This window comes from Clostridium sp. JNZ J1-5 (assembly GCF_053901425.1).
The window spans coordinates 247,797-274,415 of sequence record NZ_CM132773.1 but is presented as its reverse complement, the minus strand read 5'-3'; the positions used below and the strand labels follow the sequence as shown (position 1 = coordinate 274,415).

The window sequence follows — 26,619 nt, the reverse complement described above, 5'->3', positions numbered from 1 at the left end:
AATAAAACTTCTTAAGGATTTTATTTCCTAGGGAGTTTTATTATATTATATTGAAAAATATATTAAGAAGGTGTTAAATTGAAAAATAAACTCTTAGCAGGGATAATTTCTTTAAGTTTAGTTTTTTCAATGGTTGCTTGTATAGGTAAAACAGAAAATTTAAAAAGCAATACAAGCGGTAGCAATATAGAAAACAATAAAAAAGATCAAGCTCCAAAATATAAAGATACAGAAAATATAGAGGTTGGTAATAAAGATAAGCAATTAGAGAATAAAGAAGATAAAGAGAAAGAAGATAAAAATAAAGAAGTAGTTTCACCTAATAAAGATAATAATAAATCAGATAATGAGAATATAAAGAATCTTAATTTAACTGATAGGGAATGGTTTTTTATACCTAATACAAAAGGAAACCAACCAGATGAACCTAAAGAAGTTTTAGATATAATAAAAAATAAAGATGCATACTATGTTGGCAGTAAAGATGAAAAGGTGCTGTATCTAACCTTTGATGAAGGATATGAGAATGGTTATACTACAAAAATATTAGACATATTAAAAGAAAACAATGTGAAAGCAGCTTTTTTTGTTACAGAACCATATATTAGGGCAAATAAAGAGTTGATTAAAAGGATGGTACAGGAAGGACATTTAGTTTGCAATCATTCAAAAAGGCATCCTTCTATGGCTAAGCTTGCTAAATCAAATAAAAATGAATTTAATAATGAAATCTTATCCACTGAAAAAGCCTTTGAACAAGTTGCAGGAAAGAAAATGGATAAATTCTTTAGACCGCCAATGGGAGCATACAATGAACTTTCATTATATTATACAAAAAAGTTAGGATATAAAACAGTATTTTGGAGTGTTGCTTATAGAGATTACGAGGTAGACGACCAACCATCTCTTGAGGAGGCTAAGACAATATTATTAAATAGAACTCATAATGGGGCTGTTATACTTCTACATGCTATCTCAAAAACTAATACAGAAGTTCTAGATTATTTAATACATGAGTGGAGAAATAGAGGATATGATTTTAAATCACTAACGAATTTAAGTTAAGGAGGAACTATGAGAAGAGAATATATAAGTTTTATGGAACATCTTCCTCTTAGTATTAGTCTGCAGTCTATAAAAGATTATCCACTTCACTGGCATAACTGTCTTGAGATAATATTTGTATTAAAAGGAACTATATATGTTCAAATGGAATCAGAAACATATGAACTTAGAGAAAAAGAAATTGAAATAGTAAATGCAGATGAAACACATAGAATATATTCTGAGAGCGGAGATAACAAAATATTAATATTTAAGATGGACTTAGATTTCTTTGAAAAGTACTACAATGATGTTAAAGATATATACTTTTATACTAACTCATCAGAGGAAGATGTGCAGGAAAAGGAAAAGTATCAAATATTAAGAAGGGTTTTAGCTATCCTTGCCTATGAGGCAATCCAAAAAAGCGACGATTACGACGAAGAGATAGAAGAGCAAATGGTAAAATTATTATTTCATTTGTTAAACAATTTTCATTATCTAATATATGATGAAGAAGGTTTAAAAGAGAATGACATACAATTTCAAAGATATCATAGAATTTCCAAGTTTATATATAACAATTATATGAACAAGATAAGTCTTAAGGATATAGCAGAACGTGAATTTTTAAGTTCGTACTATCTATCCCATGAAATAAAAAATATGGCAGGAACTAATTTTATGGACTTTTTAAACTCAACAAGAGTTCATGAATCTGTAAAATTATTATTAGATACAGAAAAGACTATATCTGAAATTTCTGAGGAAGTTGGATTTTCACATACCAGGTATTACAATAAGTATTTTAAGATGTATTATAATGTTACTCCACTTCAGTACAGGAAGAAAAACTATATACCTGAAGAAAAATATGAAATGCGGAAAAAATATAAAGAACTTGAACTATTAGAAGCTATTGATTATATCTCTATGTATCTTGAAGAATATGATAGATTTAATTATGAAAAAGAAATTATAAAAATAGAAGTTGATACGTCTAATGATATTGGCCAAGTAAATGATTATTGGAAAGAAGTTATAAACCTAGGTGATGCAATAGAGCTTATAAAGGAGAAAGAACAAAGTTTTGTTAAAAGTATTCAGAAGGATATAGGGTTTAAATATGGAATAGTCCAATATTTATTCCATAAGGATATGAGAATCTACTTTAACAAAAATGTAGACTTTCTTAACTGGAATGAGGCTGAAAAACTTATGGAATTTCTTGTAGATATTCAACTTATGCCAATTATTATATTAGATAAGGTATTTGATGAAATAGAACTGTTTCTGAGACTTTTAGAGAGCTTTATTCTGTATTTTTCTGATCTTTATGGTATTGAAGAAGTTCAAGTGTGGAAATTTAGAGTAGCTAAAGATCTTCCAAAAGATTATATCGAGGCTGCTCAAAAGATATTTGATAGATATGAATTAGAGGATATAGTAGAAGAACCATTTGAAGAATATAACTCAGTAAACGCAATATTTGATACATCATATATGGTTCCTTATGTAATTCATAATTTTATTAATGAGAAAAATGATATGCTATTTTTGAAAGCTTATGATACTGTAGAAGAAAACAGTGTAATGAATAACGAATTGTTCTTTGGGGCACCGGGAATAACAACTCTTAATGGAATAAAAAAAGCTTCATATTATGCTTATTACTTTTTATCAAAACTTGGAGATGTTCTTGTTAAAAAAGATAAAGGATATATTGTAACTTCTTCAGAGGATAACTATCAAATACTCCTTTATAGTTTTAGTGAAGATCTAAATAAGCTTATAGATTTAGAAGCTCTAAAAAATAAAAGAATAGAAAAAAATGTTTTAGAAAGAGAAATATCATTGTCTTTAAAGAATTTACAGTATGACTACAAGGTAACTATATATGAAATAGGCGAAAAAGCAGGATCAGCTTTTAATAATTGGATATCTATGGGGAGACCTAAAAGACTTACAGATGAAGAAATGAATGTTTTATACAGTATATCAAAACCTAAAATATCATTAGATTTTGCAAAAAAGAAGCCTGTTTATAACATAATATCAAAAATAGAAGGGTATGGAGCTGTATTAATTACTCTTCAAAAAGTACAAAAACACCTATTTTAAGGTGTTTTTTTGTTATTTTGCAAATTGGAAACTTGTGCATGTGGGCAATTTAGTACTTTTTGTTCAGCAACTTAGTGAATGCCGGCAACACCTGAAAAGAACTATAATATTATTATAAGAATAAGTTTAGAGGTGAAAGATCATGTCAGCCAGTGCAAAAGTCACGGAAAAAAATGTACAATTCACAACTGAGAATATAAGTAAGCTGGTACTAAGATTTTCTATACCAGTTATAATTTCATTATTAGTAGCTGAAATGTACAATATGGTAGACTCGCTATTCGTAGGTCGAGTTGTAGGTGCAAAGGGTATAGCAGCATTAACCATTGCATTTCCGGTTCAAAGGTTGTTCCAAGCTATTTCCCTTCTTGTAGCAATAGGAGCTTCTACTGCTGTAGCAAGAAGTAGTGGTGAAAACAACTATTCAAAAATTAAGAAAATAGTACCCAATGCATTTATTATTTTAATTTCAATGATATTATCTTTAATATTAGGAATGTTTATTTTCAAGGATTCTATAATTATGAAATTAGGTTGTAGTGAGGCAATATTTCCATATGCCAATACTTATATATCAATTATTTTAATAGGAGTGTTATTTCAAGGACTAACCTTTTTAATATCATATATTCTAACTTCCTTTGGAGATACAAAGATAATCTTATTAAGTACTTCTATTGGCGCAATGTTTAATATCGTATTAGATTATATTGCAGTAGTTATACTAAATTATGGAGTTGGCGGTGCAGCATTTGCTACAGTTGTCTCTCAAATAATAGCCTTTATATATGCTCTTATCAAGTTTATCCATATAAAAAATAAAATGAGTTTAAAGTTTACAGGTAAATTAGATAAAAGTATATCTAAAGCCATTGTATTTGTTGGATTTTCTACATTTGTAATAGAAATATCAGATGCTGTGGTAGCAGTTATTTTAAATAAGATACTAGTTCAAATGGGAGGGGACGCAGCTATCGTAGCTGTAGGATTAATAAGCAGAATTTCTATGTTTTTGTTTATTAATATTATAGGAATAAGTTCAGCTATGCAGCCTATAGCAGCTTATAATTATGGAGCTGAAATGTATAATAGAGTTAGAGAAATAGTAAAGTTTTCAGTGAAACTAGTTACTATAAGTTCAGTGATATTATGGGGATTAACCATGATATTTACAAAACAGCTTATTTCAGTATTTGTTAATGATATGGATATTATTAACTATACTACAGGCGCTTTTAGAGTGGTAGTTGCTCTGTTGCCTTGTATAGGAATATACTATGTTACAATATACTATTATCAAGCAAGGGGAATGGCTAAGACATCATTCTTACTTTCTATATTTAGACAAATAGTAGTATTTATACCACTTCTATATATTATGGTTTATGGATTTGGACTTGGAATAATGGGAGCATGGATAGCTTATCCTATATCAGATGTCATTTCATTAATAATTTCAATAATTTACATCAAGAATGATGAATTAGAAGATATGGAACAAGAACTAGTAAAAGAGAAGAGAGGAATTGTTACAGCATAAGACCATTGGAATTACAATGGTCTTTTTATTTTTTGATTGCTGTCAAATTTTAAAAGTTATTGTTGAAAAGTGTTAATAAACCATGTATTATGTAAATATAATATAAACAAATAATATTACTGAATAATAAAAATAAAATTCTCAAAATTCTGAATAATAACTCTCCGTATATTTATCATAGTAAAACGAATAAAAACTTGAAAGAGGTGTTATTTATGAAAAAGATAAGTACAAAAATAGCATTAATATTGGTCTTAGCAGTTGTAGCTACTTCCTCTTTAATAGGTATAACTTCAGTTTTTGAACTAATTTCACTAAAAAATGAACTTATTAAAGATCAAAAGGAAACTATGTTTGGAGATTATGATATGAATATAAAACATCAAGTTGACGCCGCCATTACTGTTTTAGATTCAGTATATAAAAGATATGAAAAAGGGGAATTATCTTTAGAAGAAGCTAAAACTCAGGGTGCAAATATATTAAGAAATATGAGATATGGCAAAGAAGGATACTTTTGGGCAGATACTTTAGAAGGTGTCAATGTTGTATTATTAGGAAAAGATGTAGAAGGTAAAAATAGATATGAAGATAAAGATGCAAATGGAAAATATCTGATAAAGGAAATTATAGAAAATGGGAAAAAAGAAGACGGCGGATTTAGTAATTATTACTTTCCAAAAGAAGGAGAAACTAAACCGCTACCAAAGAGAGCTTATAGTAGACTAGCTAAGGGCTTTAATTGGGTAGTAGGAACAGGGAATTACATAGATACTATAGAAAGTGCTATTAATGAAAAAGAAATAGCTTTAGAACAAAAAGTAAAAAATAGAATAATGCTATTTGTAGTATTGGCATTAGGAGTTACTGTGATATCAGTTTTTGTAGGAATAATTCTTGGAAAAAGAATATCGAAGCCTATACTCCATATAACAAAGCTAGTAAATAGAACATCAGATTTTGATTTAACTTATGATGAAAGATTTAATAATATATTACAATATAAGGATGAAACTGGTATAATAGGTAAATCTGTAATTGATTTAAGAAAACAATTAAGAGAAATATTTGAAAGCTTAAAAATAGATTCTGGTAAAATTAAAGGTAACTCTGAAGTTTTATCTGAGTCATCGCAAACTACAGCTGAGTCTATAGAAGCTGTAAGTAAGGCTACAGAAGAATTAGTTAAAGGATCTGTAGAACAAGCGAAGGATTCTCAAAATATAGCAGAGATGTTATCTGATTTTTCTGATGAGATGAATGATGTAGTAAATAGCTCTGATATGGTTAAAGATTTTTCAAAGAAGACAGAAGAGGTTAATTTAAAAGGTAGAGATACTATGAACTTATTAAATCAAAAATTTGATGAAAATAGACAAGCGTTAATTAAGGTTGGCGATAGTATAAACAGTTTATCTGGAAAATCTACTTCCATAGATAAAATCGTAAGTAAAATACAAGGAATAGCAGAACAAACTAACTTATTATCCTTAAATGCTGCTATAGAAGCGGCAAGAGCTGGAGAAGCAGGAAAGGGATTTTCGGTAGTTGCAGCAGAAATCAGAAAGCTATCAGAACAGGTTGAACTAGCTACTAGAGATATATCATCTGAAATTGAGATTATACAACATGAAATAGAAAAGTCTAAAAGTAGTATGAATCAAGGAGAAAATATAATTTCAGAGGTAAATGAAGCAGTAGAAGAAACTCAAAATATATTTAATATTATAGATGAGAGTACTAAAAATTCAATAAACCAAATTAATAATTTATATGACAAAGTAATACATGCTTCTAATAATAAAGATAAAATATTAGAGTCAGTTCACTCTATATCTTCAATTTCAGAAGAATCAGCAGCAGGACTTGAAGAGGTATCAGCATCTATGAATGAACAGACTAAGATGGCAGATAATACTATGAATGCAGCAGAAGATTTAAAAGAGATAGTTGAAAATCTAAATGAAATAATTAATAAATTTAAGTTATAATAATAAATTTTTTTATTTTTGTGTTAAAACTCATAGCCTCTAAGCTATGGGTTTTTTATTCTGTAGGAAAAGAATCCTATGAAAAAATCCTAAGGGATACCTGTGCAGTATTAGGAGATAGAATGGCTATAAATGGAATTGCATTAAAAAATGAAAGGCAAAGATTTATCAAGTTCTATGACGCCAAGGAGGTAATAGATTTAAATGTAAGACCAAGAATAAAAGTTAAATTTGAGTAAAAAGAGGGTAAAACCTCTTTTTAGTATTTATATAAACTACATTGAAAGTTATAAAATAATACTTTATAATATTAATAATTAGTTAATTATTGATATTAACAATCAGAAGAGGGGGAGGGAATAGCCCGTGTTGAAAGAATTTAAGGAATTTGCTATGAAAGGGAATGTAGTCGATTTAGCTGTGGGTGTTATTATTGGAGGAGCTTTTGGGAAAATTATTTCGTCCTTAGTTAATGATATTATAATGCCATTAGTAGGTCTTTTATTAGGAAAAGTTGATTTTTCAAATTTATTTTTTGCTCTTGATGGAAAAACCTATAAAACTTTAAAAGAAGCTAAAGATGCTGGAGTAGCTACATTAAATTATGGAACATTTTTAAATAATGTAATAGATTTTCTAATTATAGCTTTTTCCATATTTATAGTTGTAAAACAGTTAAATAGATTTTCTAAAAAGAAAGAAAAACCGTCAGTACCATCAACAAAAAAATGTAGTTATTGTTGTTCTGAAATACCTATTGAGGCAACAAGATGTCCTCATTGTACATCTATTTTGGAATAATTAAAGTTAATAGTTATATGAGAATACCTATTGCATTTTATAGTATATCTGATATAATAATTTTCAGATAATATAATTTTAAATTAGCGAAAGAACTTATTTGACATATTTCTGAAATATTCGTGGAGCTCTTATTTTGAACCTACAGAGTTGACAAGGGAGCCCAAAATCTAGATGTGAATTGTTCTATAAGACCAGGTTTATTGGCTAGCAGGCAAGAACAGAGAAGCATCTTTGAGGACACCCACCTATCGGAGAGATAGGTGTCAAAATCAGAGCAGCGGTATTTTGGATTTTTATTTAAAATTAATTGTAAATATTATAAAAAGAGAGGTAATTAAGCCTCTCTTTTAATTTTACCTATAAAAATTTATAATTTAGATTTATCATAATGAATTCAACAATTTTTAAAACAGAGATTAATATAAATTAAATAATTGCTTATAATTAACAATAAGTTATATTGAACTTATAATTATTATGATAAAATAGTGGTGTAAAACAATATGTAAAATTAAGGAGGCATAAAGATGAGTGTGCACATTGGAGCGAAAGAAGGTCAAATAGCAAACACAGTTTTATTACCAGGGGATCCATTAAGAGCAAAATTTATAGCAGAAACTTTTTTAGAAAACCCTGTATGTTATAACGAAGTTCGCGGCATGTATGGATTTACAGGTACATATAAAGGCAAAAAAATATCAGTTCAGGGTACAGGTATGGGGGCACCATCTATATCTATTTATGCAAATGAACTTATAGAAAGCTATGGTGCAAAGAAACTTATTAGGGTAGGTACCTGTGGTTCTATACAGGAAGATGTTAAAGTAAGAGATGTTGTATTAGCCATGGGTTCAGCAACTAATTCAGGAATTAATAAAATGCGATTCAAAGGAATGGACTTTTCACCTATTGCCAGCTTTGATTTATTGAGAAAAGCTTATGATGTTGCTATAAGTAAAGGGATTGATGTAAAGGTTGGAAATGTATTAACTAGTGATTTATTTTATAATGACGATCCTGATGCATGGAAGCTATGGGCTAAATATGGTGTTTTAGCAATAGAGATGGAAGCTGCAGCGCTATATACTCTTGGTGCAAAATATGGAGTAGATACACTTACAATTTTGACAGTTAGTGATAATATTGTAACTGGTGAAGAGACTACAGCACAAGAACGTCAAACTACATTTACAAAAATGATAGAGGTTGCATTAGAGATAGGATAGACTTATGAGTAAATATTTAGTAAAAAAAGATTTAAGCAGAGTTAAGTGGGATGAAGTGCAAAACCTATTAAAAATAGCAGGATTAGCACATCCACCAGCTGAGTTAATTGAGAAAGCTTTTAAAAATAGCTATTCAGTAGTTTTTATCTATAATGAGGATAAAATTATAGGTGTAGGAAGAGGAATCTCAGATGGAGCATATCAAGCAGCTATATATGATATTGCTGTCCATCCTGAATATCAAGGAAATGGTTTAGGAAAAACAATAATAGGTGAAATATATAAAGATCTTAAGGAATTTAATATAATTTTATATTCAAGGCCTGCTTCAGAGAACTTTTATAGAAAATTAGGATTTGAAAAAATGCTAACAGGTATGGCAATATTTAAAGATAGAAATGGTATGAAGGAGAAAGGTTTTACTGAGTAGTTAGTTGTTAAATCAGACTTTTAAGATAAAATTAAATTGTTAAAAATTTTATTGAATAGAATCTAAAATAGAGCAGATATTAAAAGTTAATATCTGCTCTATTTTATTCGATAAATTAATATTGAAATGTTCAATAAAAATAATAAGTATACATGTCCCCCTTTTATAAAATTACTCATATATCATTATTAGATAGGTGTTTTATAAAGGAGGGAAGTCTATGAATGATATAATTATACAATATGTATTGATAGTTCTTTTAATTGTAGGGTTATCCTATTTTGTCTATTTGCTTAAGGATAAAGGTATTAATATTAAGGAAGATTATTTTGGAATAACTTATACAATATTAAGGACTTTAAGTGACATTGATGCAACTCCTCAAAACGTAAAAAAGCTATTAAGAGCTGTATCTGATGCAGTAAAATATGTGGAAATAAATTTTAGAAATGAGGATAATGATATAAAAGAACAAAAGGCTTTAATCCTAGCAAGAGAAACTGTAGAAGGGTTAAAATTTGAAAGCAGCATTGATGATGAATCCTTAATATACATTATAAGACTATGTGCAGCTATGATGCCAGCTACTAATAAAGATAAGGAAAAGGCGGATTTGTAAATTAAAGTTTATGAAAATAAAAGTTAAATGATTATTTAAAAATTTTTAATGATAAGGTATACAACCTCTGTATACCTTATTTGCCTTAAAAGTTCCTTAGTTACAAAAATAAACTTGTAATAAATTGTGTAAGTAGGTAAAATAGAAGATAGTTGAAAAATAAGAACATGTGTTTCTGTTTGATATATTGCTGCAGTTAATTTAGGATATAATATAGAGTGCAAATTTGGAGGAATATTATGAACATGGAAAACAATAATAATTATTCTTATGATGTTACGGACTTAACATCTTTAGAAAAATTAGAACCAGTGAGAGTAAGACCAGGTATGTACATTGGTTCAACTGGAGTAAAGGGTCTTCATCACTGTATATGGGAGATACTGGACAACTCTATAGATGAGATTACAAATGGATATGGTGAAAAAGTTGTTATTATATTAAATAAAGATAAAAGCGTAACTATTCTAGATGATGGAAGAGGAATTCCTACTGGGATACATCCTGTTAAGAAAAAGTCTGGAGTGGAAATGGTTTTTACAGAACTACATACTGGTGGAAAATTTAATAATAAGAACTATATAACTTCTGGCGGACTTCACGGAGTTGGTGCCTCTGTGGTAAATGCACTATCAGAGTGGCTTGAAGTAGAAGTTAGCCAAAATGGTCATATATATAGGCAAAGATTTGAGTATGCTGAAGATAGAGAGTTAAAGAAAAAGATGCCTGGAACCCCTGTAAGCAATCTGGAGATTGTAGGTAAAACAAATTCTACAGGAACAAAGATAACATTTAAACCAGACAAAGAGGTTTTTAGCACAACTGATTTTAAGTTTGACATAATTGATGAGAGACTTCAAGAATTGGCCTTTCAAAATAAAGGTATAACTTTAGTACTTAAGGATGAAAGAAAAGAAGAAGTAATAGAAAAGGAATACAGATCAGAGAGAGGATTGCTAGATTTTATTGAATATCTTAATGAAAGCAAAACTCCTATACATAAAGAACCTATAGTTTTCGAGGGAGAAAAAGAAGTTGAAGGAATCAAAGTATATGGAGAAGTATGTATTCAATTTACAGATTCTACAACCGAAAACATAGCTAGCTATGTAAACAATATACCTACAACAGAATCGGGTACTCACGAGACTGGTTTTAAAACTGGCATGACTAGAGCTTTTAAGGAATGGAGTAAGAAGTTAAATATTGTAAAGGAAAAGGATAAAGGTTTTGAAGGGGATGACTTAAGAGAAGGGATGACTGCTATCCTAAAAGTTAAAATAAGTAATCCTATTTTTGAGGGACAAACAAAAACTAAATTAGGAAATAATGAAGCATATACAGTTATGAATGAGCTAGCGTATTCAAAAATTGGAGAATGGATTGAAGATAATAAGGAAATAGCTACTATTATAATAAATAATTCTGTTTATGCTGCGGCGAGAAGAGAAAAAATAAAAAAAATAAACGAAGCTGAAAAGAAAAAAATAGGAAAAGGTACTGCACCACTTGCAGGCAAAGTAGCTATATGTACTCTGAGAAAGCCAGAAGTTTGTGAATTTATCGTAGTTGAGGGAGATTCAGCAGGAGGAAGTGCTAAACAAGCTAGAGACAGGAGATTTCAAACTATAATGCCTTCAAAGGGTAAAATAATGAATACAGAAAAGCAAAAGTTAGAGAACGTGCTGGCTAGTGAAGAGCTTAAGCTATTTAATACTGCTATAGGCACAGGAGTGTTAGAAAATTACAATGAAAATGATTTAAAGTACAATAAAATAATCATATTAAGTGATGCTGATGTAGATGGTTATCATATAAGGACATTATGGATGACTTATATTTATAGATATATGAGATCATTAATAACAAATGGACACTTATATATAGCTCTCCCACCTCTTTATAAGGTCTATAAAAATGGGAAAAATGGAGAAATTCAAAAATATGCTTATAGTGATGATGAACTATTAAGTGTAAAAAAAGAAATAGGAAAAGGTGCTCTAATTCAAAGATATAAGGGACTTGGAGAAATGAATCCAGATCAGCTTTGGGATACTACATTAAATCCAGAAACAAGAACTCTTCAACAAGTAACTATTGAAGATGCTGCAAAAGCTGAAAAAATGATATCACTTTTAATGGGAGATGTTGTAGAACCTAGAAGAAACTACATGTATAAGTATGCTGAATTCTAATAATGTAGTAGAGTTGATGGAATAGTTTGAGTTTAAGAAAGGAATGAAATTATATGGCTAAAAAAAACACGGATATTCCAGTAGATAATAATATAATAAAGGTTCCACTTTCAGAAGTTATGCCTGATAACTATCTTCCTTATGCTGTAGAAGTAGCTAAAGAAAGAGCACTTCCAGATGTAAGAGATGGATTAAAGCCTGTACATAGAAGAATCTTATATGGTGCATATAAACTTAAGGCTACACCAGATAAACCTTATTATAAATCTGCAAGAATAGTAGGGGATATACTAGGTAAGTACCATCCTCATGGAGATACTTCTGTATATGATGCCATGGTTATATTAGCTCAAGATTTTAGCACAAGAATTCCACTTATAGACGGACATGGTAACTGGGGAAGTGTTGATGGAGATAATGCAGCTGCTATGCGTTATACGGAGGCTAGACTTACTAATGTAGCACTGGAAATATTAAGAGATATAGAAAAAGACGTAGTAGATATGGTAAACAACTATTCAGATACAGAGTTAGAGCCTAAAGTTCTTCCGGCTAGGATTCCTAATTTACTTGTAAATGGGGCTTTTGGTATTGCTGTTGGACTTGCTACAAATATACCACCACATAACCTTGGAGAGGTAATTGATGCATCAATAGCCTACATAGATAATAATGATATTACTGTACAGGAATTGATGAATTATATAAAAGGACCTGATTTACCTACTGGAGGTATCATAATTGGAGAAAAGGCATTGTTATCTGCTTATGAAAGCGGAGAGGGTAAAGTTACGTTAAGAGCTAAAACAAGTATAGAGAAGTTGGAAAATGATAGATACGGTATAATAATAAATGAATTCCCCTATAGAAGAAATAAAGCTAAAATACTTCAAACTATTTCAGAAATGACTGCAGATAAAAAACATTCAAAAGTTCTGGAATCTATTGTAGATATAAGAGACGAATCAGATAGAAATGGAATAAGAGCTGTAATAGAGTTCAAAAAATCTACAGATAGAGATACTGTTGATAAGGTATTAAAGTATTTATTCAAGAGAACGGATTTGCAAGTTAATATAATTTTTAATATGGTGGCTATTGCTGATGGAAAGCCTGAAACTTTGGGATTGAAGAGCATATTAGCTCATTACGTAGATCATCAGAAGGATGTAGTTACTAGAAAGACAAAGAAAGAATTAGAAATTGCCATGAAGAGATTTCACATTGTAGAGGGATTTATTAAGGCAATAAGTATAATGGATGATATTTTAGCTACAATTAGAGCTTCTAAATCTAAAAAAGATTCAGAAACAAATCTTGTAAATAAGTTTGGTTTTACTGTAGAACAAGCTCAAGCTATTGTGGAACTTATGCTATACAAGTTAACAGGACTTGAAATAAAGGTCTTTGAAAAAGAGTACAATCAATTAGAAAGGCAAATTAAGCTTTTGCAAAAGATTTTAAGCAATGAAAAGGAACTTTTTAAGGTTATTAAGAAAGATCTTCTAGAGGTTAAAGAGAAGTTTGGTGACTCAAGAAGAACTGAAATAATACACAATGATGATGCAGCAATAATAGATGTAGAAGAATTTATATTAGAAGAAGATATAATAATTACAATTTCTAATGAAGGATATATAAAGAGAATATCTGATAAATCTTATAAAAGATCTAATGCTAATGTAGATGAGATAGAGTACAGAGAGGGTGATTTTAATAAATACCTTTTAAATGCTAATACAAAGGATAACTTGCTTATATTTACAAATTACGGCAATATGTATCAATTAAAATGTGCTATGATACCAGAAATGAAGTGGAAGGAAAAAGGAGAGAGAATAGATACACTCATCAAAACATTTGATTTAGAAAAAGAAAAAATCATAGGGATACATCATTTATATGAATTAAAAGCTGATAAGTATTTTACTTTTTTTACAAATAGAGGGGTAATTAAAAAAACATCTCTAGATAAATTTCAAACTAATTACTCTAAATTAGTAGCCTTAAAGTTAAAAGAAGATGAAAAGTTAATCCATGTAAAAGTTAACGATAAAGACAGAGCAGAAAAATATATTAGAGTTATTACTAAAAATGGATTAGAGTTTACTGTAGATGAACCTAAAGTTGAAATTACCGATAGAAATATATTTGGAGTACAAATGTTTAATATTTCTAGAGAAGACGAAGTAATATCTGTAGAATACACTGATGAATTTGAAATGAAAAATTTTACTGTAAATATAAACTCTAGTGGTCATATAAAATTATCTAGTGTTAAACCCTATAAAAACTTTATGAGTTGTTTAACTAATTCGTTTAGTAAAATCCTTATTTTTAGTGACAATGGCAATGTATTTTTAATTCCTGCATATATGATACAAAATGTGGATAAAGAAGGAATAAAGTTAAATAGATTAGTTGACGATTTTGATGAAGTGCATGATAAAATAATAAATATATTTTCCATTTTAGAGTTTGATGAATCCACTAGTTTATATTTCTTTAGCAAAGAAGGCTATGTTAAAAGAACAAACTTAAGCGAATTTAGTGGAGATTACATTATTACTAAAGGATACAAGTTGAGAAATGATGACGACAGATTGATTAAAGTTAAATTAAGCAGTGATAGCATAGAAAAAGATATATTACTTATAACAAAAGAAGCCATGTGTATTAGATTTGATGCTAATAGCATAAATAGTATGGGTAAGATAGCATCTGGAGTTACTGGCATAAGCTTAAAAGAAAATGATGAAGTTATATATGCTGAATTTATATTAAAGAATAAAATTAGAGATGAAATAGCTGCAGATGCAGAAAATATGGACACTTTATATTTAATCTCTAAAGATAGAGTTGAGGAAAATATACCTCTTAAAAATATCAAATTGCAAAATAGAGCAGGTATAGGCAAAAAAATAGTAATTCTAGAAATTAATGATTATATAACCGAGATAAAATAGCGGCATGTAAGATTACTAAGCTAACGCATATATGTATCATTGAGAAACCTTAAGTACTACTAGTTATTCCTTCAAAGTTTCTTCAATTGACAGATATATGCTAGCCAGTAATCTTACATGCCTTAATTAGTTGCAATTAAAAAGTACTATAGTAAATATTACGAGAACTTCAAAAAACAAAATGATAATTTTACACACCTTAATTAATAGCATCCAGAGAATACTAGTATAACTTCAACAAGCTTCGCCTAAAACCCTGGCACCCTCATCGGGTTAAGCGCTCTGCGTTTTTTAAAAAGTTGATTAATATTAATACTTACATCAACCAGTAAATTAGCTATAGCCAAAATAGTAATTACTACTGCAGTTCTTAACATATATTTTGTAATAAGTAATAGCGGCCTTAGTTTACCTTGTATAATGAACTCATAGTAAATTCATTATACTTTTCCTTTCTTAAAGATAATTTACTATAATAACATAAGACGCTGTGGATTAGTTTTTTTACATATAGCTAGACTATTTAAATTAGGATATAACCACAGCTTTATGCTTATTTGTTAATTAGTTAGATAACGCATGACGTTTTATATAGAGCAAGGATACATTTAGCATAAAGTGAGTGGAACATAGCGGACTAAACTATAAGGAGTGTTCTTATGATTTATATTGGAATCGATGTAGCTAAAGAGAAGCATGACTGCTGTATCGTTGATTCAGATGGTGTTATTATTAATGATTCTTTACGTATATCCAATTCTCGTGAAGGCTTTGAATTGCTTTATTTCTCAATTCTTTCCTCTCTGCCTGACAAGGATATTTCTAACGTAAAAATAGGACTTGAATCAACAGGTCATTATAGCACTAATCTCCAAAACTTCTTGTATGCTAAAGGTTTCAAGCTTTCTATTCTCAACCCTTTAGCTACAAATCTTTTCCGTAAGGCTCAAACCCTTAGGAAAACTAAGACCGATAAAACGGATGCATTAGTTATTGCTAAAATGCTCTTTTCTGATGATACAAAATCCTATTCACCAGTATCATATCAGATTCAAGAGCTAAAGTCACTAACTAGACATAGATATCGTTTAATCGGTTATAGAGGAAAATTAAAAATATCAATAACAAGACTAATAGATATCATGTTTCCTGAACTACCTAAATACTTTTGGTCAATTCATCAAAATTCCTCTTATTGCCTCCTGTCGGAGTTACCTGGTCCGCAGGACGTGGCTAATTGCCATCTCACTAAGCTTACTAGTATTCTAAGTAAGGCTTCTAGGGGCAAATATGGAAAAGATAAAGCTACCGCTTTAAAAGAAGCCGCTAGGCATTCAATTGGAACTAGCACAAAATCTTTATCTTTTGAATTACAACAAACTATTAGGTTAATTCAATCAGTTCAAGCTGAGATTGATGCTTTAGACCTTCAAATAAAAGAAGTTGTTACCGAGATTAATTCTCCAATAATGAGTATTCCAGGTATCTCATATACTCTAGCAGCTATAATACTTTCTGAAATTGGAGATATAGAGAAGTTTACAAGCCCAGCTAAACTTTTAGCATTCGCTGGATTAGATCCTTCTACATATCAATCTGGTAAATACAGTGCTTCTCATACACCGATGGTAAAACGTGGCTCTACATATCTCCGTTGGGCTATACTTACTGCATCTAGAACTGTTTCAATGAGAGATTCAACCTTTGCATTATACTTATCAAAGAAACAGTCAGAAGGTAAGCATTACTATGTTGCCATGAGCCATGTTGCTAAAAAGCTTATACGTGTTGTATTTTATCTTTTAAAAACCAATACCACATTTATTCCACAAATGTAATCCTGACTTTTTAAAAAAGGCAACTAGGTTGCTTTATTTGTCATGCACTTTTTTAAGAAACTAAAAATATAACTTTTCTTTTAAAATTACCTTGACTTCATATAGTTAGTCTAATTTAAGGTACTAAAAGTTAGAAGGTATATAATTCATTAAGAGAATTTTGAGAAAGTCTTAGAACTTCTTAACGCAGCGAAGATTCTCTGTTGAATTATATACCTTCGATTTTTAGCACTTTATTAATATTATTAAGGGAAGTTTATTTAACTCTTCTTAATATAGAAACTACATTTGTAGCACCACTACCGCCAACATTTACAGTAACTGCATTTTTAGCACCTTCAACTTGGATACCAATAGCTTCTCCTAACAATTGTTTAGCTGCAAGAACGTGCATTGATACGCCTGTTGCTCCAACTGGATGTCCTTTAGCTTTTAATCCGCCGGAAACGTTTACTGGAAGTCTTCCACCTGGATATACAGAACCATCAAGTACGGCTTCTCTTCCTTTTCCTGGTTCGGTTAATCCTAAAGCTTCATATATAACTAATTCATTTATTGTAAAGCAATCGTGAACTTCTGCTAAATTTAAATCATTTAAAGTTAAACCTGTTTCTTCTAGGCACTTATTGAAAGCAAGTGTAATTGCTTCATGTTCCCAGTTATGTCTTTTGCCTTCTACTATTGAAAGATAGTCACAAGCCATATTAATAGAGGAAATTTCAACAACTTTATCTTTTAATTCCATAGCTTTTTCAGTTGTTGTAAGAACTACAGCAGCAGCACCATCAGAGACTAAAGAGCAATCTGATAATTTTAAAGGCTCTGCAACCATAGGGTTTTTATCTGAAAGATTTAAAGCATATTCCATTGAGCTTCCCTTTTGCATTTGAGCTAAAGGATTTTGTGTGGCATTTGTATGTGCTTTAACAGATATACGAGCTAATGTATCACTAAGTTCTTCATCACTAATTCCAAAATGAGCTTTATATCCCTTTGCAAGTTCAGCATATAATCCAGGGAAGGTATATCCTTGCTCACCTTCAAGGGGCCAGTAAGAAGCTTTTGCAAGAGCATTTGTAACTCCCTTAGTATTAAGTGAAGTCATTTTTTCAGCTCCAACAACTAAAACTGTTTTATATCTTCCAGACTCTATTCCTTTTACAGCTTCATAAACGCCTAATGAACCAGATGCACATGCAGCTTCTACTCTTATACAAGGTTTAAATCTTAAAGCTGGGTCTATTTCTACCACATATGGTCCTAAGTGTGATTGGTTATTAAAGTCAGTTGCGTTGTAGTTAGTAAAAAAAACTGCATCAATGTCCTCTCCAGTAAGATTTGCATCAGCCAATGCTGCTCTTCCTGCATCTAAGATTAAATCATAAATAGTTTTATCCTCTAGCTTTCCAAATTTAGAATGAGATGTACCTATAATTGATACTGCCATAATAATATCCTCCTCGTTATTATAATTAAAAATAATTAAGTACCTGCATTTAATGGGAGCAAGAAATATGCCAATAGAGATAAGTTACTTCTATGCATCTACAATTAAATAGCATAAAAATAAATATATATTGAAGGTTTTATAAAAATTATTCTAAATTATATCTTATAAAATTATGAATTAACAATAAATTAGTTTTAAAAGTTAGAATATTAAGAAAAATGTCCTAAAATAGGACTGATGTCCTGTTTTAGGACATTTTCATATTATAAGATGTAAATTTAAGTTTTACTTATTATAAGAACTATAATATAGTAAGCATATAAAAGGTTTCATATATTATAAATTTTATTAAAGGATGTTTAATTATGAATTATTTAAAAAGTAAGGCGTTTTTAGATTTTTGTTATAAAATTTTTGATAAATTACCTATACCTATCGATATTGTTGATGAAAAAGGGGTGCTTATATATGTAAACACTATGTTTGCAGACTTTTTTCAAGTACATCAAAATGAGCTAATTGGAAAAGATATTTTAGAAGTACATCCATACTCTATTTTTAGAGAAGTATTAAGGACAAAGCAAGCTAAAATAGCGGCTAAACATAAATTTGAAAATAGAACAGATAGCGCCATAGTGCACATTATACCTATTTTAGATGATGATGGATATGTGTTAGGCGGTATAGGAATGATACTCTTTGAAGATGTAGATAAAATGGAGAGTGTAATGTTAAAGTATAAAAGTTTAGATAAAGAGATAAAGCTATTAAGAAATGAAATAGCTAAAATGAATAAAGCTAAATATAATCTAAACTCAATAGTAGGTAACTCAGAAGAAATATTAGAATGTAAAAATAGAGTAAGAAAAATAGTTAAGGTTAATTCTAACATACTAATTTATGGTGAAAGTGGAGTTGGTAAAGAACTTTTTGCCCATTCTATACATAATGAAAGTGAAAGAAAAGAGAGACCCTTTATCAGTGTAAACTGTTCAGCAATTCCTGAAAATCTTATAGAATCAGAACTTTTTGGATATGAAGAAGGATCATTTACAGGGGCTAAAAAGGGTGGAAATATTGGAAAGTTTGAACTAGCAAATGGAGGCACAATATTTTTAGATGAAATAGGAGAGCTTCCAATTTATCTACAGGCAAAACTATTGAGAGTATTGCAAGAAAAAGAAGTGCATAGAATCGGAGGGAAAAAGACTATTAATATAGACGTAAGAGTTATAAGTGCTACTAATAGAGATCTAAAAGAAATGGTTAAGGAAGGCAAGTTTAGAGAGGATCTCTACTATAGGTTAAATGTTCTTACATTAGAAATCCCTCCACTAAGGAAAAGGCCAAAAGATATACCACTATTAGTAAAGGAGCTTGTAGACGAATTTTATAAAGAGACTGGTTTATATAGAAAAATAGGAGAAGATGTTATAGAAGCTTTTCTTAATTATGATTGGCCAGGTAACATTAGAGAACTTAAAAATGTATTAGAAAAAATATGTGTAATTGCTGATGATATTAATGTCTCAATAAAGGACATGCCTAAATACATTATTCAGAATTCTATGAAAAATAGGTGGGAAAATAGTAAAACTGGACTTAAAAACATTATGAATTCCATAGAAAAAGAAATTATATTAAATACATTAAAACAGTGCAAGGGAAACAAAAGAAAAGCTGCAGAAATACTTGAAATCCCTAGATCATCACTATATAGAAAATTAGAAGAATATAATATATGTTTATAACTGTTAATGATAATTATTATAAAAAATTATAATAATAGCATATTGGCATGTTAATTGCTGAATGTTGTTATAGAATCAATGTATTTTAAGGAGGTATATTAGATATGAAAAAAATATGTGTACTTGGTGCTGGAACAATGGGCGCTGGAATAGCTCAAGCATTTGCTGTAAAAGGTTATGAGGTTGTTTTAAGAGATATAAAAGATGAATTTGTACAAAAAGGGCTTACTGGAATAAATAAAAACCTTTCCAAAATGGTAGAAAAGGGTAAAATGGAAGAAGCTAAAAAAGAAGAAATACTTTCAAACATAACAGGAACAGTTGACCTAAACATGGCAGCTGATTGTGATTTAGTAGTAGAAGCAGCAGTAGAAAATATGGAGATAAAGAAACAAATATTTGCTGAATTAGATAAAATATGTAAAGCAGAAACTATTCTTGCTTCAAATACATCTTCATTATCAATAACTGAAGTTGCTTCAGCAACAAAGAGAGCAGATAAGGTTATAGGAATGCACTTCTTCAACCCAGCTCCAGTAATGAAGCTTGTTGAAATTATAAGAGGAATGGCAACATCACAAGAAACTTTTGATGCTATAAAAGAAGTTTCTTTAGCCATAGGAAAGGATCCAGTAGAAGTTGCAGAAGCTCCAGGATTTGTTGTAAATAAGATATTAGTTCCAATGATAAATGAAGCTGTAGGTATATTAGCAGAAGGTGTAGCATCAGCTGAAGATATAGACAAGGCTATGATGCTTGGAGCTAATCATCCAATGGGACCTTTAGCTTTAGGAGACCTTATTGGCTTAGACGTATGTCTTGCAATAATGGATGTATTATATAAAGAAACAGGTGATTCAAAATATAGAGCTCACACATTACTTAGAAAATATGTAAGAGCTGGCTTACTTGGAAGAAAATCTGGAAGAGGATTCCACAACTACGCAAAATAATCTAACAAAAATATAATTATTAAAAATTGGCTACTGGCATTTTTGTCAGTAGTCTTTTGTGTTTTTTGTATAAGGTAAAAGCTCCAGGTTAGCTGAGACATACATAATACTTTATTAAGAAAAATTATAGGAAATCTATTAGTATCTAAAAGAAACTAAGTATACTTAGGTATATTATATATGTATATTACTACTATAATACAAAAAAGTGTGTACTTGTCTTTGCGAATGCAATCAAATAAAATCTAAAGTGTAAGGATAAATATCGATACGGTCAAATATAAGCAAATATTTTTGACTAAATAATTTGACTAAATAAATAGTAAGAAAATTTAATTAGGAGGTATTTTACATGGATTTTAATTTTACAAGAGAACATGAATTTGTAAAGCAAATGGTAAAAGAGTTTGCAGAAAAAGAACTTAAACCTATAGTTGCTGAATGTGACGAAAAAGGTGAGTTTCCTATGGAAGCTTACAAAAAATTAGGTAAGCACGGTATAATTGGATTACCATTTCCTAAGGAATATGGCGGTGCAGGTGGAGACTACTTATCTTATATTTTAGCTGTAGAAGAAGTTTCTAAGGTTTGTGGAAGTACTGGAATTGCATATTCAGTAAATACTTCCTTATGTGCAGGAGCTATTTATCAAAATGGTACTGAAGAGCAAAAGAAAAAATATCTTCCAGATATAGCTACAGGTAGAAAAATAGGATCATTTGGACTTACTGAGCCAAATGCAGGTACAGATGCAGGTGCAGGACAAACTGTAGCAGTTAAAGATGGAGATAATTATATATTAAATGGTCAAAAAATATTTATAACTAACAGTCCTATTGCTGATACATTTGTTATATTTGCTATAACTGATAAAAGCAAAGGTGTTAAGGGATTGTCTGCTTTCATAGTAGAAAAATCTTTCCCAGGAATATCAATAGGTAAAGTTGAAAATAAAATGGGAATAAGATCAGCACAAGTTGGAGAAGTAATACTTGAAGATTGCATAGTTCCAGCTGAAAACCTTTTAGGAGGAAAAGAAGGAAAAGGATTCTCTGTAGCAATGAAAACTCTTGATGGAGGAAGAATTGGTGTAGGGGCTCAAGCTCTAGGAATAGCTGAAGGTGCTTTTGAAGAGGCAAAACAATACATGAAAGAAAGAAAACAATTTGGAAAAGCACTTTATAAAAACCAAGGATTAGCTTGGAGAATGGCAGAAATGGATTTAAGAATTGAGCAAGCTAGATATTTATTATATAAAGCAGCTATGGATAAGAATAATGGATCACCATATTCAGTTTCAGCAGCAAGAGCAAAATGGGCATGTTCAGATGCAGCTATGTATGTTACAACTGAAGCAGTTCAACTATTTGGTGGATACGGATTTATGAAGGATTATCCAGTAGAAAGAATGATGAGAGATGCTAAGATAACTCAAATATACGAAGGAACTAACGAAGTTCAAAGAATGGTTATTTCAGGAGATATATTTAAATAAGGATTAATTAAGGAGGGAATTGAATAATGAAGATAGTTGTTTGTTTAAAACAAGTTCCAGATACAAACCAAGTTAAAATAGATCCAGTAACAGGAACACTTATAAGAGAAGGAGTTCCATCAATAATAAATCCAGAAGATAAACACGCTTTAGAAGAAGCATTAAGAATAAAAGATGCTAATGGAGCACATGTAACAGTTATAACAATGGGACCTCCACAAGCAGAAGCAGCATTAAGAGAAGCAATGGCAATGGGAGCAGACGAATCAATATTAGTAACAGATAGAGCATTCGCAGGAGCTGATACATTAGCTACATCTCATGCATTAGCAGGAGCATTAAAGAAATTAGAATATGATTTAATATTAGCTGGAAGACAAGCGATTGATGGAGATACTGCACAAGTAGGACCAGAAATAGCAGAACATTTAGGACTTCCACAAGTAACTTATGTACAAAAAGTAGAAGTTGCAGGAAATGGATTAAAAGTAACTAAAGCTTTAGAAGATGGATATGAAGTATTAGACGTTCAAATGCCATGTCTATTAACAGCTATAAAAGAATTAAATGAACCAAGATACATGGATGCAAGAAACATATTTGAAATCTTCAGCAAAGAAGTTCAAGTATGGAGTGCTGATGATATAGATGTTGACAAAGCATTATTAGGATTAAAAGGATCACCTACAAAGGTTAAGAAATCTTGGCCAAAAGAAAACAAAGGTAAAGGTGAAGTTGTTAACATGTCAGCTAAAGAAGCAGCAGCATTTGCAGCTTCAAAATTAAAAGAAAAACACTACATTTAGTATATAAGTAGAGTGGAGGTAAGATTAATGAATATAGCAGATTACAAAGGCGTTTGGGTATTTGCAGAACAAAGAGATGGAGAACTACAAAAAGTAGCTCTAGAATTATTAGGAAAAGGAAGAGAAATTGCAGATAAATTAGGAGTAGAATTAACTGCAGTTCTTTTAGGAAACAAAATAGATAACATAGCTAAAGAATTATTAGCATATGGAGCAGATAAAGTAATATATGCAGAAGATGAAAGATTAGCACACGTTACAACAGATGCATATACAAAAGTAATATGTGACTTAGTAAACGAAAAGAAACCAGAAGTAATGTTCATAGGAGCATCTTTCTTAGGAAGAGACTTAGGACCAAGAATAGCAGGAAGATTAGGAACAGGATTAACTGCTGACTGTACAGGATTAGATGTAGAAGAAGGAACTGGACACTTATTAATGACAAGACCTGCATTTGGTGGAAACTTAATGGCAACAATCATGTGTACAGAACACAGACCACAAATGTCAACAGTAAGACCAGGAGTATTCGATAAATTAGCTAAAGATGAATCAAAAGTAAGCGAAGCTAAAATAGAAAAAGTAACTCCAGTATTAGAAGCAGCAGACTTAAGAATAAAAGTAGTAGAAGCAGTAAAAATAGCTAAAGAAGTAGCAGATATCGGAGAAGCTGAAGTATTAGTTTCTGGTGGTAGAGGAGTAGGAAGCAAAGAAAACTTTGCATTACTACAGGAATTAGCTGACGCATTAGGCGGAACAGTAGCAGGATCAAGAGCAGCTGTAGAAAATGGCTGGATAGATCACGCATTACAAGTAGGTCAAACAGGAAAAACTGTAAGACCAAAATTATACATTGCAGTAGGTATATCAGGAGCAATCCAACATTTAGCTGGAATGCAAGACAGTGATTACATAATCGCTATCAACAAAGATGCTGATGCTTCAATCATGCACGTTGCTGATTTAGGATTAGTTGGGGATTTCACTAAAATTATACCTGAATTAGTAGCTCAAGTTAAAAGCTATAAATAATTAAGTTTAGTTAAATAAATTTAATTATATAAATTTATTTATATAAATTTTGACAAAATCTATTACAAACCTACTATCTATATAATAAAGCCAAGTAAATATTATAATATTTACTTGGCTTTATCTTTAAATACGAAAAGTTTATTTACTATAAAAGTTAATATACCAATTGTAATTGAAGCAATAAATTTTGAAAGGTTTAGCCAGAGAACTTCAGAGAGGTTAAATATATTTATCATTGTAAGCAGAGTAAACAAAGTAGAGTTTAAACATATGGCAGAAACCCATAATACAGAAGCATATTTTAAATAAGAACTACCTTGTGTCTTAAATGTAAATTTCTTATTTAATAAATATCCATTAACTGAATAGATTAAAAAAGCTATATTGTCAAAAATAATCATAGTTGGACCTGAGTATATATGAGTAAAGTAAGATAGTATATTTAATACAAAAATATTTATAAGAAAGTTGCTCCCTCCAATTACTGCATATGAAATAAATTGGAGTAATGTTTTCTTTATTTGTAGATGAGTATTCATAGAAATTCCTCCAAATTTAAAAATATATAACAATTATAGCACAATAGAAAAAATATGAATAAAAAACTTATCTATTTTTTTAGCTTATAAAATATAGTAAAATCTAAATGGAGGTAATTTATATGATTGAGTATATATTAGAAAATGGAATAAAGGTATGCTATGTAAAAAGAGATGGAAATATCTCATCGTTTTGTATAGGATTTGATGCAGGTGCACTAGTTGAAGATAAATATGAATTAGGGCTGGCACATGTAGTTGAACATATGTTGTTTAAAGGAACTAAAACTAGAAATGAATATGAAATAAATAAGATATGTGACGAAATATTTGGATTTCACAATGCTATGACTAATTATCCTTATGCTATATATTATGGGACAACTTTATCAGAAGATTTTAGAAGTGGATTTGAAGTTTATTCTGATATTATATTAAACCCTACTTTTCCAAAACAGGGGTTTAAAGAAGAAATAGATATTATTTTAGAAGAACTCAAAGAGTGGAAGGATGATCCCTATCAAGAATGCGAAGACGAATTGCTATTTAACTCTTTTAATAAAAGAAGAATAAAGGAATTGATTATTGGGAACAGTGAAAACATAAAAAAAATAACATTGAATGATATAGAGAGGTTTTATAATACTAATTATACTCCACCTAATTGTGTTATAAGTGTGGTTTCATCTATGAGTTTTGATAAAGTATTAAGCGTTATAGAAGATTGCTTTGGTAGTTGGAGAGGGAGCTATAGCTTTAAAAAGCATAATTTATATGAGGATAACAATGAGGGTATTTTTTATAAAACAAAACAAGATTTAAATGGTGCAAAAATACAATACTGTTTTCCAATACATTTTTTAAGTGATGATGAAATAAAATTGTTAAAAATATTTAATTTTAAATTTGGTGAAGGTACAAGCAGCATACTCTATGATAATATAAGAACTAAAAATGGATTAGCTTACGATATAGGGAGTGTAATAAAAAATGAAAGTGGAATAAAGCTTTTTACAATAAGAATGGGCACTTCAACAGAAAATATAAATAAATCAATAGAATTAATTAATAGAAACATAGATTGGGCAGTTACAGCAAAGGATGTTTTTAAGGAAGAAAGTATTAAAAATATAATAAAAGGAATTGAGCTGAAAAATGAGTTAAGTGTGGAAAAATCAATTGAACTTTGTAAAAAAATAACTACACAAAAGATTATGTTTGATTCAACTAGAGATATTTTTGATGAATTTTCAAACTATAAAGACATAAATGAAAGTAAGATATTAAATGTTATAAATAAAGTTTTAAGAAAACCTAGTATTCAAGTTTTGAAGCCTGAAGAATAGAATATCAGCTAAATAAGTAATTATAGACTATGTTCTAATTAAATTTTATATATTGGTATAAAATTTAATTAGAACATAGTCTTATTATTTTAGGGAAAAAATAAATTAAAATTACTATTGATTTTTTGTGAAAAATAGAATATTATAATTACAAACACACCACCCCACCGGGTGGGGGAGGGGGTGAGGTGATGAACGAAGATAAGCGTAAAGCAGAGCAATATTTAAAAACAGCTAAAGGCCAAATTGATGGAATATTGAGGATGATAGAAGAGGGCAGATACTGTATAGATATATCAAATCAAATAATTGCATCTCAAGCATTGCTTAAAAAAGCCAATTCTATGATACTTAAACAACATCTAAATCACTGTGTAAAAAATGCATTTCTGCATAATGAAGGTGAAGAGAAGGTTGATGAGATAATAGCTGTTTTAGATAAACTTATGAAATAAAGAAGGAGGCTT

Annotated in this window: 20 protein-coding genes and 1 other RNA gene; 19 read left to right on the top strand and 2 right to left on the bottom strand. The window is 29.9% G+C overall.

Features of this window, described 5'->3' with window-relative positions:
* Window positions 1-78: 78 nt before the first annotated feature.
* The 12 genes from pdaA (at window position 79) to ACWW38_RS01320 (ending at window position 16,774) form a co-directional block, all read left to right on the top strand.
* Entirely contained in the window at window positions 79-1,065 is a 987-nt protein-coding gene (pdaA, locus tag ACWW38_RS01375) for a delta-lactam-biosynthetic de-N-acetylase (protein WP_456259040.1), read from the top strand.
* A gap of 9 nt (window positions 1,066-1,074) precedes the next feature.
* Window positions 1,075-3,165: a helix-turn-helix domain-containing protein gene (locus ACWW38_RS01370; RefSeq protein WP_456259039.1), complete on the top strand. Its 2,091-nt coding sequence runs from the start codon at window positions 1,075-1,077 to the stop codon at window positions 3,163-3,165.
* Between the two features lie 142 nt (window positions 3,166-3,307).
* Complete coding sequence (locus ACWW38_RS01365) at window positions 3,308-4,705, top strand: MATE family efflux transporter (protein WP_456259038.1); 1,398 nt, start codon at window positions 3,308-3,310, stop codon at window positions 4,703-4,705.
* A gap of 215 nt (window positions 4,706-4,920) precedes the next feature.
* Entirely contained in the window at window positions 4,921-6,696 is a 1,776-nt protein-coding gene (locus ACWW38_RS01360) for a methyl-accepting chemotaxis protein (protein WP_456259037.1), read from the top strand.
* A gap of 366 nt (window positions 6,697-7,062) precedes the next feature.
* The gene (gene mscL / locus ACWW38_RS01355) at window positions 7,063-7,497 is read left to right on the top strand and encodes a large conductance mechanosensitive channel protein MscL (RefSeq protein WP_456259036.1); all 435 of its coding nucleotides are present in this window, start codon (window positions 7,063-7,065) and stop codon (window positions 7,495-7,497) included.
* A 105-nt stretch (window positions 7,498-7,602) separates the two neighbouring features.
* Window positions 7,603-7,796, top strand: a non-coding RNA gene (gene ssrS, locus ACWW38_RS01350) — 6S RNA.
* Window positions 7,797-8,027: 231 nt separating this feature from the next.
* Window positions 8,028-8,726, top strand: a complete 699-nt coding sequence (gene deoD, locus ACWW38_RS01345; RefSeq protein WP_456259035.1) for a purine-nucleoside phosphorylase — start codon at window positions 8,028-8,030, stop codon at window positions 8,724-8,726.
* A gap of 4 nt (window positions 8,727-8,730) precedes the next feature.
* A complete protein-coding gene (locus ACWW38_RS01340; RefSeq protein WP_456259034.1) occupies window positions 8,731-9,156 on the top strand; it encodes a GNAT family N-acetyltransferase in 426 nt (141 codons plus the stop codon).
* Window positions 9,157-9,376: 220 nt separating this feature from the next.
* Window positions 9,377-9,775 (top strand): hypothetical protein, encoded by a 399-nt coding sequence (locus ACWW38_RS01335; RefSeq protein ID WP_456259033.1) that lies wholly within the window; start codon window positions 9,377-9,379, stop codon window positions 9,773-9,775.
* A gap of 239 nt (window positions 9,776-10,014) precedes the next feature.
* Window positions 10,015-11,970: a DNA gyrase/topoisomerase IV subunit B gene (locus ACWW38_RS01330; protein ID WP_456259032.1), complete on the top strand. Its 1,956-nt coding sequence runs from the start codon at window positions 10,015-10,017 to the stop codon at window positions 11,968-11,970.
* Between the two features lie 53 nt (window positions 11,971-12,023).
* Window positions 12,024-14,936, top strand: a complete 2,913-nt coding sequence (locus tag ACWW38_RS01325) for a DNA topoisomerase IV subunit A (protein WP_456259031.1) — start codon at window positions 12,024-12,026, stop codon at window positions 14,934-14,936.
* Window positions 14,937-15,595: 659 nt separating this feature from the next.
* Window positions 15,596-16,774 carry an IS110 family RNA-guided transposase gene (locus ACWW38_RS01320; RefSeq protein WP_456257925.1) on the top strand — a complete coding sequence of 393 codons (1,179 nt, stop codon included), beginning with the start codon at window positions 15,596-15,598 and terminating at the stop codon, window positions 16,772-16,774.
* Between the two features lie 256 nt (window positions 16,775-17,030).
* Here the strand turns inward: ACWW38_RS01320 and ACWW38_RS01315 are convergent, their stop codons facing one another.
* Window positions 17,031-18,221, bottom strand: a complete 1,191-nt coding sequence (locus tag ACWW38_RS01315) for a thiolase domain-containing protein (protein ID WP_456259030.1) — start codon at window positions 18,219-18,221, stop codon at window positions 17,031-17,033.
* A 368-nt stretch (window positions 18,222-18,589) separates the two neighbouring features.
* On the opposite strand from ACWW38_RS01315, the gene ACWW38_RS01310 reads away from it, so the two are divergent.
* From ACWW38_RS01310 to ACWW38_RS01290, 5 genes are all read left to right on the top strand, one after another.
* On the top strand, window positions 18,590-19,975 hold the full coding sequence (locus ACWW38_RS01310; RefSeq protein ID WP_456259029.1) for a sigma-54 interaction domain-containing protein: 1,386 nt from the start codon (window positions 18,590-18,592) through the stop codon (window positions 19,973-19,975).
* A 104-nt stretch (window positions 19,976-20,079) separates the two neighbouring features.
* Window positions 20,080-20,928, top strand: coding sequence for a 3-hydroxybutyryl-CoA dehydrogenase (locus ACWW38_RS01305; RefSeq protein ID WP_456259028.1), 849 nt, complete (start codon window positions 20,080-20,082; stop codon window positions 20,926-20,928).
* Window positions 20,929-21,280: 352 nt separating this feature from the next.
* Entirely contained in the window at window positions 21,281-22,423 is a 1,143-nt protein-coding gene (locus ACWW38_RS01300) for an acyl-CoA dehydrogenase (RefSeq protein WP_456259027.1), read from the top strand.
* Between the two features lie 26 nt (window positions 22,424-22,449).
* Entirely contained in the window at window positions 22,450-23,229 is a 780-nt protein-coding gene (locus ACWW38_RS01295; RefSeq protein ID WP_456257944.1) for an electron transfer flavoprotein subunit beta, read from the top strand.
* Between the two features lie 27 nt (window positions 23,230-23,256).
* Window positions 23,257-24,264: an electron transfer flavoprotein subunit alpha/FixB family protein gene (locus tag ACWW38_RS01290; protein ID WP_456257945.1), complete on the top strand. Its 1,008-nt coding sequence runs from the start codon at window positions 23,257-23,259 to the stop codon at window positions 24,262-24,264.
* A gap of 110 nt (window positions 24,265-24,374) precedes the next feature.
* On the opposite strand, the gene ACWW38_RS01285 is transcribed toward ACWW38_RS01290, so the two are convergent.
* Complete coding sequence (locus ACWW38_RS01285) at window positions 24,375-24,806, bottom strand: GtrA family protein (protein WP_456259026.1); 432 nt, start codon at window positions 24,804-24,806, stop codon at window positions 24,375-24,377.
* A gap of 122 nt (window positions 24,807-24,928) precedes the next feature.
* Here ACWW38_RS01285 and ACWW38_RS01280 point away from each other — a divergent pair, with 122 nt between their 5' ends.
* Window positions 24,929-26,152, top strand: a complete 1,224-nt coding sequence (locus ACWW38_RS01280; RefSeq protein ID WP_456259025.1) for a M16 family metallopeptidase — start codon at window positions 24,929-24,931, stop codon at window positions 26,150-26,152.
* A 191-nt stretch (window positions 26,153-26,343) separates the two neighbouring features.
* Window positions 26,344-26,607: a metal-sensing transcriptional repressor gene (locus tag ACWW38_RS01275; protein ID WP_456259024.1), complete on the top strand. Its 264-nt coding sequence runs from the start codon at window positions 26,344-26,346 to the stop codon at window positions 26,605-26,607.
* Window positions 26,608-26,619: the final 12 nt, after the last annotated feature.

Coding starts and splice junctions, on each gene's coding strand:
- ACWW38_RS01280 (WP_456259025.1), top strand. CDS start 24,929: ATGATTGAGTATATATTAGAAAATGGAATAAAGGTATGCTATGTAAAA.
- ACWW38_RS01300 (WP_456259027.1), top strand. CDS start 21,281: ATGGATTTTAATTTTACAAGAGAACATGAATTTGTAAAGCAAATGGTA.
- ACWW38_RS01360 (WP_456259037.1), top strand. CDS start 4,921: ATGAAAAAGATAAGTACAAAAATAGCATTAATATTGGTCTTAGCAGTT.
- ACWW38_RS01330 (WP_456259032.1), top strand. CDS start 10,015: ATGAACATGGAAAACAATAATAATTATTCTTATGATGTTACGGACTTA.
- ACWW38_RS01275 (WP_456259024.1), top strand. CDS start 26,344: ATGAACGAAGATAAGCGTAAAGCAGAGCAATATTTAAAAACAGCTAAA.
- ACWW38_RS01325 (WP_456259031.1), top strand. CDS start 12,024: ATGGCTAAAAAAAACACGGATATTCCAGTAGATAATAATATAATAAAG.
- ACWW38_RS01315 (WP_456259030.1), bottom strand. CDS start 18,221: ATGGCAGTATCAATTATAGGTACATCTCATTCTAAATTTGGAAAGCTA.
- ACWW38_RS01320 (WP_456257925.1), top strand. CDS start 15,596: ATGATTTATATTGGAATCGATGTAGCTAAAGAGAAGCATGACTGCTGT.
- ACWW38_RS01285 (WP_456259026.1), bottom strand. CDS start 24,806: ATGAATACTCATCTACAAATAAAGAAAACATTACTCCAATTTATTTCA.
- deoD (WP_456259035.1), top strand. CDS start 8,028: ATGAGTGTGCACATTGGAGCGAAAGAAGGTCAAATAGCAAACACAGTT.
- ACWW38_RS01295 (WP_456257944.1), top strand. CDS start 22,450: ATGAAGATAGTTGTTTGTTTAAAACAAGTTCCAGATACAAACCAAGTT.
- ACWW38_RS01305 (WP_456259028.1), top strand. CDS start 20,080: ATGAAAAAAATATGTGTACTTGGTGCTGGAACAATGGGCGCTGGAATA.
- ACWW38_RS01340 (WP_456259034.1), top strand. CDS start 8,731: ATGAGTAAATATTTAGTAAAAAAAGATTTAAGCAGAGTTAAGTGGGAT.
- ACWW38_RS01370 (WP_456259039.1), top strand. CDS start 1,075: ATGAGAAGAGAATATATAAGTTTTATGGAACATCTTCCTCTTAGTATT.
- ACWW38_RS01335 (WP_456259033.1), top strand. CDS start 9,377: ATGAATGATATAATTATACAATATGTATTGATAGTTCTTTTAATTGTA.
- ACWW38_RS01290 (WP_456257945.1), top strand. CDS start 23,257: ATGAATATAGCAGATTACAAAGGCGTTTGGGTATTTGCAGAACAAAGA.
- ACWW38_RS01310 (WP_456259029.1), top strand. CDS start 18,590: ATGAATTATTTAAAAAGTAAGGCGTTTTTAGATTTTTGTTATAAAATT.
- ACWW38_RS01365 (WP_456259038.1), top strand. CDS start 3,308: ATGTCAGCCAGTGCAAAAGTCACGGAAAAAAATGTACAATTCACAACT.